The organism is Prevotella histicola (assembly GCF_055385135.1).
The window spans coordinates 1,391,803-1,404,322 of sequence record NZ_AP043793.1 but is presented as its reverse complement, the minus strand read 5'-3'; the positions used below and the strand labels follow the sequence as shown (position 1 = coordinate 1,404,322).

Annotated in this window: 10 protein-coding genes; 8 read left to right on the top strand and 2 right to left on the bottom strand. The window is 41.6% G+C overall.

Annotation, left to right across the window (positions count from 1 at the left end):
• The first annotated feature begins 44 nt into the window (after window positions 1-44).
• The 3 genes from ACZ48L_RS05795 to ACZ48L_RS05785 are packed head-to-tail and all read left to right on the top strand — an operon-like array spanning window position 45 to window position 2,245.
• Window positions 45-1,511, top strand: coding sequence for a hypothetical protein (locus ACZ48L_RS05795; RefSeq protein WP_025792624.1), 1,467 nt, complete (start codon window positions 45-47; stop codon window positions 1,509-1,511).
• 35 nt (window positions 1,512-1,546) lie between these two features.
• Window positions 1,547-2,026, top strand: a complete 480-nt coding sequence (gene cdd / locus ACZ48L_RS05790) for a cytidine deaminase (protein WP_025792626.1) — start codon at window positions 1,547-1,549, stop codon at window positions 2,024-2,026.
• Between the two features lie 18 nt (window positions 2,027-2,044).
• Window positions 2,045-2,245: a DUF4250 domain-containing protein gene (locus ACZ48L_RS05785; protein WP_025792628.1), complete on the top strand. Its 201-nt coding sequence runs from the start codon at window positions 2,045-2,047 to the stop codon at window positions 2,243-2,245.
• Between the two features lie 400 nt (window positions 2,246-2,645).
• Here the strand turns inward: ACZ48L_RS05785 and ACZ48L_RS05780 are convergent, their stop codons facing one another.
• Window positions 2,646-2,963: a heavy metal-binding domain-containing protein gene (locus ACZ48L_RS05780; protein ID WP_025792631.1), complete on the bottom strand. Its 318-nt coding sequence runs from the start codon at window positions 2,961-2,963 to the stop codon at window positions 2,646-2,648.
• A 154-nt stretch (window positions 2,964-3,117) separates the two neighbouring features.
• Between ACZ48L_RS05780 and cysS the strand changes: the two genes are divergently transcribed.
• From cysS to ACZ48L_RS05765, 3 genes are all read left to right on the top strand, one after another.
• A complete protein-coding gene (cysS, locus tag ACZ48L_RS05775) occupies window positions 3,118-4,605 on the top strand; it encodes a cysteine--tRNA ligase (RefSeq protein WP_025792633.1) in 1,488 nt (495 codons plus the stop codon).
• A 205-nt stretch (window positions 4,606-4,810) separates the two neighbouring features.
• Entirely contained in the window at window positions 4,811-5,500 is a 690-nt protein-coding gene (locus ACZ48L_RS05770) for a hypothetical protein (protein ID WP_008823333.1), read from the top strand.
• A 388-nt stretch (window positions 5,501-5,888) separates the two neighbouring features.
• Window positions 5,889-6,578 carry a hypothetical protein gene (locus ACZ48L_RS05765; RefSeq protein WP_008823332.1) on the top strand — a complete coding sequence of 230 codons (690 nt, stop codon included), beginning with the start codon at window positions 5,889-5,891 and terminating at the stop codon, window positions 6,576-6,578.
• Between the two features lie 335 nt (window positions 6,579-6,913).
• On the opposite strand, the gene ACZ48L_RS05760 is transcribed toward ACZ48L_RS05765, so the two are convergent.
• The gene (locus ACZ48L_RS05760; RefSeq protein WP_025792634.1) at window positions 6,914-8,575 is read right to left on the bottom strand and encodes a nucleoside kinase; all 1,662 of its coding nucleotides are present in this window, start codon (window positions 8,573-8,575) and stop codon (window positions 6,914-6,916) included.
• Between the two features lie 118 nt (window positions 8,576-8,693).
• On the opposite strand from ACZ48L_RS05760, the gene ACZ48L_RS05755 reads away from it, so the two are divergent.
• Both ACZ48L_RS05755 and ACZ48L_RS05750 read left to right on the top strand, forming a co-directional pair.
• Window positions 8,694-10,403, top strand: a complete 1,710-nt coding sequence (locus tag ACZ48L_RS05755) for a Na/Pi cotransporter family protein (protein WP_008823330.1) — start codon at window positions 8,694-8,696, stop codon at window positions 10,401-10,403.
• 176 nt (window positions 10,404-10,579) lie between these two features.
• Window positions 10,580-12,283 carry a Na/Pi cotransporter family protein gene (locus tag ACZ48L_RS05750; protein WP_464721963.1) on the top strand — a complete coding sequence of 568 codons (1,704 nt, stop codon included), beginning with the start codon at window positions 10,580-10,582 and terminating at the stop codon, window positions 12,281-12,283.
• Window positions 12,284-12,520 lie beyond the last annotated feature (237 nt).

Sequence of the window (12,520 nt, the reverse complement as noted above, 5' to 3'; positions counted from 1 at the left end):
TAAACATTTTACAATACCGTTAGTTAAGAACTAAAAGATATATGATGAAGAAATTAACTATATTATTCCTTCTTGCATCCGTCGTGATGATGGCAGCATGTTCCGATGATGATTCTTTCTCAACATCAACTGGTAATCTTCTGTCTTTTTCGACAGATACACTGCGACTTGATACTACATTCTCGAACGTTCCAACACCAACGAAAACCTTTTGGGTCTATAATAACTCTGGTGATGGCTTACGTTTGGCAAACGTAAGATTGGCACAAGGAAACCAGACAGGCTTTCGTGTGAATGTCGATGGGATAAGTCTTGATGCTTCTAATGGCTATCAGGCAAACAATCTTGAGGTGCGTAATAAAGATAGTATTCGGGTCTTTGTAGAGATGACATCGCCTATTAATAGTGCTACTACCCCACAGCAGATTACGGATAATCTCATCTTTACGCTTGAGAGTGGTGTACAACAGAAGGTGAATCTCAATGTCTATAGTTGGGATGCGGAGCTCCTGAAAGGATTAAACGTGACTACGAATACGACTCTTACAGGTTCAAAGCCTATTGTTTTACAGGACACGTTAAAGGTTACTGCTGGTGCAACACTGACCATTCCTGCAGGAACAACACTCTATTTCTCCAACAAAGCTGCTATAGACGTACATGGAACATTACGTTGTGAGGGTACGGCTGATAACCCTGTGGTGCTTCGTGGCGATCGTCTTGACTGGATGTTCTCTTATCTTCCATATGATCGTGTGAGCGGACAGTGGAGGGGAATACACTTCCATAAGGACAGTTACGACAATGTTCTCATGTATACTGATCTTCATTCTGCCTATGATGGTATTGTTTGTGACAGTTCAAACACAGCACAACAGAAGCTTTTGCTTGCCAACTCTACTGTCCATAACTGTCAAGGATATGGTTTACAGGCGGTAGGTAGTACGGTTGAAGCTTATAACACTCAGTTTTCCAACACACTAATGGATTGTGCTTCCTTCCTTGGTGGTAAGACAACGTTAACACATTGCACCTTTGCTCAGTTCTATCCTTTCGATGGAAATCGTGGGGCTGCACTCCGTATCAGCAATCATTTGGGCGACAAGGAGTATGCTTTACAGAGCTTTGATATCGTAAACTCTTTGATTACAGGATACGCTGATGATGTTGTAATGGTTGATAATAGGGATAATATGATGGCTAACTATCAGTTTGATCATTGTATATTACGCACTGATAAGCCTAAGGATACAGCGTTACTTACTCATTTTACGGATGTGATATGGGAGAACACGAAGGATTATCCATCAGGTGGTGAGAAACAGTTTGTTATGGTTGATGCAGACAAACAGCGTTTCAACTTCCACCTTTTGAAGCTAAGAGATGGAGAGAAATTGGCTGCTGTTGATGCTGGTAAGGTCCTGAATGATACTCGTTTTGCGAAAGATCATGATGGTAAGCCACGTGATAATAAGCCGGATATAGGATGTTATGAGCTGATGAGTAATTAACTTATTAGTCTCCCAGTCATAAGACAAATACATAAATGAAGACAATAGACCTAAGTATAAAGATTGGTTTCGGCACTTTTGATGAACTATCTGCTGATGATCAACATCTCATTCAGACAGCTATAGCGGCTACAGAGAACAGCTATTCCCCTTATAGTCGTTTTCAGGTTGGGGCTGCTTTACGCCTTGCCAATGGCAAAGAAGTTATGGGTGCTAATCAGGAAAATGCTGCATTCCCATCGGGATTATGTGCTGAACGTTCTGCAATATTCGCTGCACAGTCAAATTATCCAGACCAACCTGTAACGGCTCTTGCCATTGCTGCCCGTAATGAGTACGGGTTGATGCACGATCCGATAGTTCCTTGCGGAGCCTGTCGACAGGTAATCTTAGAGATAGAAGATCGATACAAACAGCCCATCCGTATCCTTCTTTATGGTACAGGAGGCGTCTATGTTATCAATACAGTAAAGGAACTTCTCCCTCTACAGTTTGTAAGTGAATCAATGAAGTAAGTTAATAGAATAAAGAATATGGATAAGTTACCACAGGATCCAGCGATCCTTGTAAGTAGTGCAAACATGCTACTGCGTGATGAAGAGTTTGATTCTTTGGAATCACTCTGTTATAATTTCGGCGAAGATGTTGATAAACTTAAGTCTCGTCTACATGATGCAGGCTTCGTATATAGTGAAGAACAGCATCAGTTTCGCCCAATTGGTTTTGATGAATAATAAAGGAAACGTTCTAATATAAATCATAAGGAACGTGCATAGCATATGGACTCCCAAGCCTATAGAAAGGTTTGGGAGTCTTTTTGTCTATGCTTTTACTTGTTTCAGACAGTGCTTCGTATGGCTGAAGCACATGTCTCATGTTCGCCTGATCATGGTGGGAATAAGAAATCATAATGGTTACAGAATGACAAGGCGTATGATATAAAACTGCAAGGCGTATATTGGCGCATTCAAAGTAGTGGTAAAAAACAGAGCTGAGGCGTATTATTAAAACGAAATCAGATAAGTATGAATATTTCTCATAGTGTTAAAGGGTTGTATAAGAAAAGAGGATACGCCTCTAAAAGCGTATCCTCTTTTTGTTTTTGTAGGCTGATTGTTTACTGTAAGTTCGTGGTTAGATTCTTACAGCTGTGCCAGAACAGGTGACCATGAGCATAGAACCACCCTGCCCAACAGTCTCATAATCAAGGTCAATACCCACAATGGCGTTAGCACCAAGCTCTTCGGCACGTTGGATCATCTCTTGTATAGAAGTGTCTTTGCCCTCTCGAAGCACCTTTTCATAGGACCCACTGCGTCCACCTATGATGTCTCTGATGCCTGCAAGGAAGTCTTTAAATGCGTTAGCACCGATGATAGTCTCTCCAGTTACAATACCTTTGTACTCAATAATAGGGTGACCTTCAATGGTCGGGGTTGTTGTGATAATCATAATCCTAAGTTTTTTATTGATTAAACATTCATTTTTTCAGTTTGGTTGATATCTCTTGTGGATATGAAGCAAAGATAATAAAAAATCAGCATAGGCGTGTTATGACTGACAATATTTTTGTAATTTTGCATCATTAAGTAATAGACAACTGATTATGCAAGACTTAGTTATTTACAATACACTGCATCGTAAGAAGGAACTTTTTCAGCCGATAGCAGCGCCAAACGTGGGAATGTATGTCTGCGGACCAACTGTTTACGGTGATCCACACTTAGGACATGCTCGCCCAGCAATAACGTTTGATATTCTTTTCCGTTATCTTAAGCACATCGGTTATAAGGTTCGTTATGTCCGGAACATCACTGATGTAGGGCATTTAGAGCATGATGCTGATGAAGGTGATGATAAGATAGAGAAGAAAGCACGCCTTGAACAGTTGGAACCAATGGAGATTGCGCAGTATTATACGAACCGTTATCATGACGCGATGCGTGCTCTTAATGTGCTTCCACCAAGCATTGAACCTCATGCGACGGGACATATCATTGAGCAGGAGGAGCTTGTCAAGGAGATTCTTGCCAATGGTTATGCTTATGAAAGCAATGGTAGTATCTACTTTGATGTGGAGAAATATGATAAGGATCACCACTATGGCATCCTCTCTGGGCGTAATCTTAGCGACATGATCAATAACTCTCGCGAGTTAGCAGGTGTCGGTGAGAAGCATAATCAGGTTGACTTTGCGCTTTGGAAGCGTGCTATGCCCGAGCATATCATGCGTTGGCCATCGCCATGGAGTAATGGTTTCCCTGGCTGGCACTGCGAGTGTACGGCTATGGGACGTAAGTATTTGGGTGATCACTTTGATATTCACGGTGGTGGAATGGACCTTATCTTCCCCCATCATGAGTGTGAAATAGCTCAAGCTGTGGCTTCACAAGGCGACCAAATGGTGAAATATTGGATGCATAACAATATGATTACCATCAACGGACAGAAGATGGGCAAGTCTTTAGGGAACTTTATTACACTTGAACAGTTCTTTACTGGCAAGCATGATACGCTCTCTCAGGCTTATTCTCCAATGACAATTCGTTTCTTTATCCTCTCTGCTCACTATCGTGGGACCGTTGATTTCTCCAATGAAGCACTGCAAGCAGCAGAGAAAGGATACGAACGTTTGATGAATGGTATCGAGGATTTAGCACGCATTCAGCCTTCTGCTGCATCTGATGAGAATACAAAGACGTTCGTTGCTGGGCTTCGTCAGAAGTGTTATGATGCGATGAATGACGACCTTATGACGCCTGCTGTCATATCAAATCTTTTCGAAGCTTGTCATCTTGTGAACACTATTGTCGATCATAAGGCACAGATTTCTGCTGATGATTTACAGGAGTTGACGGATACGATGAAGCTCTTTGCCTTCGATATCCTTGGTCTTCAGAATGAGCGTGGAGCCAATAATGATGCTCGTGAGGAAGCTTATGGCAAGGTTGTTGATATGGTTCTCGACCTTCGTGCTAAGGCTAAAGCGGAGAAAAACTGGGCTGTCAGTGACCAGATTCGTGACTCTTTGGCGGCTGCAGGGTTCCAGGTTAAGGACACTAAGGACGGTGTTACGTGGAAGCTCGACCGCTAATTAAGATATAAGGAACAAGTCCCCTAACCTTGCTTTTGTAAAGGTTAGGGGGCTTTTCTTTTGCCTTTATGATGGTAGATAATCTATTATTAAAATCATAAATAGTATAGACAAAATCCTTAACAGTTGTTTCTGTTCCCACATTTTATATATATCTTTGCAGTACTAATAAAAGAACTTTCAACTAAAACGAATAATAATAATAATGAAAAAGCTTCATGTAATCATGTTGACACTACTCATGTTGTTGGTAGGTGTCGTATCAATTAATGCTAAAGACAAGAAGGAAGAGCCCGTACAGTGTGTCATTACACTTCAAAATGGCGACAAAGTATCAGGTTATGTCTTTAATGTAAAAACAACAAAGGTTATGGCAAGTATGTATGGACAGAACGTTATCGCCTTGCAGACACTGTTCGTATCACCTTCAATGACGGGGAAGATCACAAAATATACAGCTGATGATGTTAAGGAATTTGAGGTAACTGTTGAGGGAAAGACAATGAAGTTCCTTTCACTCTATACCACTAAGGTGTTTACGATGCCTAAGGACTTGAAGCCAACAAACCATCGTTACTTCTGGCAAGTAGCTTATGAAGGAAAGGATGTGATAGGTCTCTTGTCTCCAACCATTGATAGAAGCTACAATCCTTGGACTGGTACAAAGATTGAAGAGTCAATAGCTTTCTCTTATTGTCTTAAAGGTGACAACGTAGCTGTGACTTATTTTGTACCAGAATCAGGTTCACGTGCATGGCCAAAGAAAACACTTCGCATGTGTTTCGAGCGTTTCCCAAAGATGGATGAGTATCTGGAGAGCGATGCTTTCTCACTGAAAGACATGAAGAAACACCCTCTTGACCTGCTCAGAGTATTGGAGCGTAAACTGAAATAAAGGCTCTTTTCTCCTTATTTTAGTTTACTATTGAGAGAGAATAAAAAATCATTTCCCTCTTTCAAAGCCTCTTCATGGATAAGTAAGGGGAGAGAACTGTGATATAAATATAGAAAGTCTATTATCCAATAGGGAACTTTCTATTTCTTAAAAGATTGACAATAGTAAATTAAGAAGTGCTCTTTTGAAGGTCAAAAAGAGCACTTCTTTTTTGCTCCTATATATTTACAGAGACTTCTATGGCTCTAATATTCTTAAATTTATGGTGTTATTTGACTTGTAAAGTAGTACCAATAAAACCGATATGTCTTTTTCTTCGTTTCACATTTTATATATATCTTTGCAGTATTAATAAAAGAACTTTTAACTAAAACAAATAAAAAGAGTTATGAAAAAGCTTCATGTTATCATGTTAACCCTACTAATGCTCTTGGTAGGTGTCGTATCAATTAGTGCTAAAGAGAAAGAGAAGTTCACTCCTTTGCCTTGTGTTCTTACGCTCAATGATGGTAGTAAAGTGTCGGGTTACTTGGTTAACTTTAAGAAAGCAAGGGTGATGGCAAGTGTATATGGTCAGAATATTTATAATATACAGACCTTGTTTATTGCACCAACACCAACAGGAAAGGAGACAAAATACGAAGCTGATGATGCAAAGGAGTTGGAGTTAACAAAGGATGGAAAGCAAATTAAATACTTATCTTTATATGCTTGTAAGATCTTTTCGATGCCTAAGAGCCTGAAGAAAACAAATCATAAGTACTTTTGGGAGCAGACTTATGAGGGGAAAGAGGTACTTGGCTTTATGTCTCCTACAGTAGATTATAGTAGTAGTGGTAGTACATTTTACATCGAAGAGTCAATAGCTTTCTCTTATTGTCTTAAAAGTGATGATGTTGTTGTGACTTATTACGTTCCTGAAACAGGTATACGTATATCGGCAAAAAAGACACTTCTTTCGTGTTTCGAGCGTTTCCCAAAGATGGATGAGTATCTGCAAAGCGATGCTTTCTCACTGAAAGACATGAAGAAACATCCTCTTGACCTGCTCAGAGTTTTGGAGCGTAAACTGAAGTAAAGGCTTGTTCCCTCTGTCTTAATAAACCCAAGAGAGAGGGAAGGGGCTGAAATCTTGAAGTTGGAAAAACCTTTACAAAAAAGAGAAGACGACAGAGTACATTTTAAGGAGAAATCGATTTTTAATGACTTTGTAACCTTCAGATTATCAAAGGATTGTAGATGGCAAAGTAAAAGGTGCCCTTTTGAGTCTCAAAAGGGCACCTTTTGCATGCTAAAAGGGCATCTTTTACAATGCAAAAGGGCGTCTTTTACAATGCAAAAGAGCACCTATTGCAAAGTGGAAGGTGAATAATCTTTACAGTATCTATCCTCCCTGCTCTTTTAAAGGGGTATTTAATATTTAAAAGAACTACCACCTAAGAACTCTCTTAGCAGTGATGTTGGAGGAAGATCACGGAACGGTAGCGGTGCAAAGTACTTGAGGAACTTGCGCAGACGGTAAGCCTCGGCATATTCTTCACAGTTCTCTGGCACCTGTTCCAACACTTCTTCAGCTTGCGGTTTGATGACGGCAAGCTCAAAGAGCATAGCTGTATTGAACATGACATCCGCCTGTTCTTGATAGGGGAAGATCCATTTGTTTTCACCAGCACGCACACTTGGCCACCGATGGATGGTCTCTTCAGCTGAACAACCACGGTATTTATAGTCGCGCACAATGCGTCGTAACAATCGGTTATCCGTCGTTGGGATGTAGTTATGATTGTCTAAGAGAATGGTTGTGAGGGCTGAAGCATAGATCTTAAACTTCTTTTCGTTGGCTATTTGTTCTGTTAGTAATGGGTTCAAGGCATGGATTCCTTCCACTACCAACACGTTATTCTCTTCAAGATGCAGCTTCTTACCACTCTTTTCACTCGTCCCTGTCTGGAAATTATACTTGGGTAGCTCCACCTCTTCACCACGGAAGAGCGCATTGAACTGTTCGTTTATCAACGGGATGTTCAGTGCATAGATACTCTCATAGTCAAGTTCTCCATTCTCATCTTTCGGTGTGTCGTGTCGATTGACGAAGTAATCATCCAGAGAAATCTGTACGGGTTTCACTCCACTTGCCAGGAGTTGCACGGACAAACGCTTGCAGAAGGTGGTCTTTCCGCTTGATGATGGACCGGCAATAAGAACGACTTTGATGTTCTTTTTCTCTGCTATGGTGTCGGCAATCTGTGATATTTTCTTTTCTTGTAACGCCTCACTGACGTTGATAAGGTCAGTTGAAAAGCCATTCTTTACGCCTTCATTGAAGTCGCCAACCGTCCTTATACCAAGAATACTCTGCCATCTGTGGTGCTCTTTGAACACCTCAAACATCTTGTCTTGCCGTACGAGCTCGCCTAATTTGGTTGGGTCCTGCGTGGAAGGGATGCGGAGAAGGATACCATCAAAGTAGGGTTCCAGTCCAAAGAGACGTAACTGTGCGGTGTTCGTTAGCATAGAACCGTAGTAATAATCCTTATAATCATCTAGGATATAATAGACACTATAGAGTGATCCACTGCTGCGTAAGAGCTTCGCTTTCTGCTCATCGCCTAACGTAGTGAATATCTTTATGGCATCTTCAGTTGTTGTTTCAAAACGCTGAATAGGCATCTTGGCGTTGATAATCTCCTGCATTCGAGTACGGATTCGGTCTATATCTTCTGTCGTAATAGGGCGTCCGAGCTTTATGTTACAGTAATAACCATTCGACACAGGGATGTCTATGACAACTTTACTGCCTGCATAGAGGTCGTGAACGGCTTTACAAAGCACCATGAACAGTGATCGGGTGTAGGTCCGGATACCTGATGGTGACTGCAAGTCGAGGAACTCTATGTCCTTATTATGATAGACACGGTAGTGTAATCCTTCTACCTTATTATTTACTTTTGCACTCACTGGCTCATAAGGTAATTGCAGATTAATTTCCTTATAAATGTCAGAAAGTGTACTTCCCATTGGGACTTCTTGAGTTTTTTTATTATTTTTGCAGCGGATTTGCAGTACTTGTTTCATTGCTAATCAGGATTAATTTGTCGGTGGACAATAGCGTCCGGCTGTTTAAAACGGTTGGTAAAATTAGAGAAAGTTTCGCAGATTCCCAAAAGATATACATCACAAATTAATATAATATATGTCGGTTTGGATACTTTTTAAGCTCATTGGTGCATTGGCATTGCTGATGTTCGGTATGAAATCAATGAGCGAAAGCTTGCAGAAGATGGCAGGCCCGCAGTTGCGTCACGTCCTTGGCGCAATGACTACTAATCGTTTTACAGGAATTCTTACAGGTACTTTCATTACAGCTGCCGTGCAATCATCAACCGCAACGACGGTGATGACGGTGAGTTTTGTGAATGCCGGACTCCTAACCCTTGTGCAAGCCATATCGGTTATCATGGGTGCAAACATCGGAACGACGCTTACGGCATGGATCATGTCAGCTGGTTTCTCGTTTAACATCACTGATTTTGTGTGGCCAGCATTCTTCATTGGTATCGTATTAATCTATTCAAAGCGACGTAAACTGATAGGAGATTTCCTCTTCGGTATATCCTTTATGTTCCTCGGATTGGGCACATTGCGCCAGGCAGGGATTGATATGGACCTTGGACATACGCCAGCTGTGCTGCAATTCTTTAGCCAGTTTGATCCGCAGAGCTTCATTACAACCATTGTTTTCCTGCTTATTGGTAGTGTTTTGACGATGTGTGTGCAGAGTTCTGCTGCTATTATGGCCATCACAATGATTCTTTGTTCAACGGGAGTGTTGCCTATTTATCAGGGTATCGCACTGGTAATGGGTGAGAATATTGGTACAACGGTGACTTCAAACCTTGCTGCTCTCACAGCAAACACGCAGGCACGGCGAGCTGCTATGGCGCATATGGTGTTCAATGTCTTCGGTGTTGTATGGGTATTGTGTGTCTTCCATCCTTTCGTTGATATGATTTGTGGATGGGTAGGATATGATGTTACTATGCCAAAGGGTGCTCCTGGCTTTGCTGCCAATGCTGCTAAGCTGAGCTTTGTGCTTGCTGCTTTCCACACAACGTTCAACATTGCCAATACGCTTATCCTCGTTGGACCTATCAAATACTTGGAGAAACTGGTTTGTATCATCATCAAGCCGAAGGCAAACAAGGACGAAGACGAGTTCCGTCTACACTTTATTCAGGTTGGAATCATGAAGACTCCAGAGCTCTCAGTGCTTGAAGCATCAAAGGAAATCAAGTCGTTTGCCGAGCGTATCCAGCGTATGTTTGGTATGGTAAGGGAGTTACTTGTTGAACAGGATGCCGACAAGTTCAATAAGCTTTATACACGTGTTGAGAAGTATGAGGGTATCTCTGACAATATGGAAATAGAGATAGCGAAGTATCTGGATCAGGTAAGTAACGCTCATTTGAGTGATGAAACAAAGGATAAGGTACGCTCTATGCTGCGTGAGATATCAGAGCTTGAGAGTATCGGTGATGCTTGTTTCAATATTGCACGTACGGAGAACAGACGCTTCAAGGGCAAGGAAGACTTCACGGAAGAGCAATATGAGCACATGCATCAGATGTTCGAACTGACGGATGATGCCCTCACTCAGATGAATAAAATCCTTGTTGGACATCGTCAAGATAATGATGTTAACCGCTCATTCAATATAGAGAATGAGATAAATAACTATCGAAACCAGTTGCGTTCACAGAATATCAATGACGTAAATGACCACAAGTACACCTATGCCATTGGTACAATGTATATGGATATCATACAAGAGTGTGAGAAATTGGGCGACTATGTCGTGAATGTTGTTGAGGCTCGAATGGGCGTAAAGCAGCAAGGTGCGTAGGAAAAGGCATTCGTTTTTTAGTTAAAAAACGAATACACAAAAATAAAAGACCTCTCTTTTCTTTATGAAAGGGAGGTCTTTTCGTATATTTGCAGATGAAAATAGAGTTATATAAGGATAGGATATACTATTCAATTAACCCCTGAATTCAAAGTCAATAACATTATATTTTATTCATGACTACAAGCGACTATCTTATTGTTTTTATGAAGATTCTCGGCTCTTTAGCCTTGTTAATCTACGGAATGAAGGTTATGAGCGAGGCTTTACAGAAGATGGCAGGCTCGCAATTACGCCATATTCTCGGTGCAATGACCACTAATCGTTTCACGGGAATGCTTACCGGAACCTTTATCACTTGTGCTGTGCAATCGTCATCAGCAACAACTGTTATGACGGTAAGCTTTGTGAATGCCGGACTTCTTACCCTTGCGCAGGCTATTTCGGTCATTATGGGTGCCAATATTGGTACAACACTCACGGCATGGATCATGTCTTTCGGTTTCAATGTCGACCTTACGTTGGTTGTCTTCCCTGCTTTCTTCCTTGGAATCATCCTCATTTACAGTAAGAGACGCCGTTATGTGGGTGATTTCCTCTTTGGTATTGCCTTTCTTTTCTTTGCTCTTGTGCTGTTGAGTAGTGCTGGTAAGGCACTCGATCTGGAGCATAATCCAGCTGCTATAGAGTTCTTTAAGTCGTTTGATACCAGTAGTCACCTTACAATTATCATCTTTTTGCTCATCGGAACACTTATCACTTGTATCGTACAGAGCTCTGCTGCGGTGATGGCTATCACTATCTTGCTTTGTTCAACGGGTGTATTACCGATTTATCTGGGTATTGCCTTGGTGATGGGAGAGAACATCGGGACAACGGCAACAGTCAATCTTGCTGCCCTCGGAGCCAACACTCAAGCACGGCGTGCAGCCTTTGCCCACCTGCTTTTCAATGTCTTTGGAGTTGTTTGGGTGCTCTGTTTGTTCTATCCTTTCGTCGATATGGTGTGCCGGATGGTGGGTTATGCCCCAGAGAACACTACGTTGTCTGCCGCACAAAAGGCTACTATCCTCCCTATTGTGCTTGCTATGTTCCATACATGTTTCAATGTTTGCAACACTGCAGTCCTCATTTGGTTCATCCCACAGATGGAACGTGTGGTATGTTGGATCATCAAACCGAAGGCAAACAAGGAGGATGATGAGTTCCGGCTACGCTTTATCCAGGCTGGTATCATGAAGACTCCGGAGCTATCTGTGCTGGAAGCATCCAAAGAGATACATGCTTATGCGGAGTTTACACAGCACATGTTCGGGATGGTTCGTGACCTTCTGACGATTAAAGAAGATGATACTTTTGAACAACTTTTCGACCGTATTGATAAGTATGAGGACCGTTCAGATGATATGGAGGTGGAGATTGCAAAGTATTTGGACCAAGTCAGCGATGCTCATCTTAGTGATGATACGAAGGAAAAGGTACGTCAGATGCTGCGTGAGATAAGCGAAATTGAGAGTATTGGTGACTCTTGCCTGCATATAGCACGTACGATTGGGCGCAGACGTGCGGCAAAAGAAGAGTTTACAGAGGCTCAGCTTGATAACATCAATCAGATGTTCGAACTGGTAGATGACGCCTTGACGCAGATGGGAGCAGTACTTGTCAAGCATAAGAATGAGGTAAATGTCGACCGTTCGTTCACTATGGAGAATCAGATTAACAACTATCGAAGCCAGCTTCGTACGCAGAATATCACGGATGTGAACGATCATAAGTACACATATACCATCGGTACAATGTATATGGACATCATTCAGGAGTGTGAGAGGTTAGGAGACTTCATTATAAATGTGGTTCAAGCACGTATGTGTATGAAGTGATTGATAAAGAAATGGTAAGTGAAACGGACAATAGACTGGTGCCTATTGTCCGTTTTTTCATGCTTCCAGCTTACGTTCTAGCATTGTTCCCACCTGATGATGTCTCATGTCTTGAGTAGTAATTGGTATCTCATTATCCATTTAAAGATGATGAAATAATACACATCTCTTCGTCTTTCATCAATGTGTTGATGCTTAGCACATGTGGTGCTGACGCCTAGCACGTGTGGTGTTGAT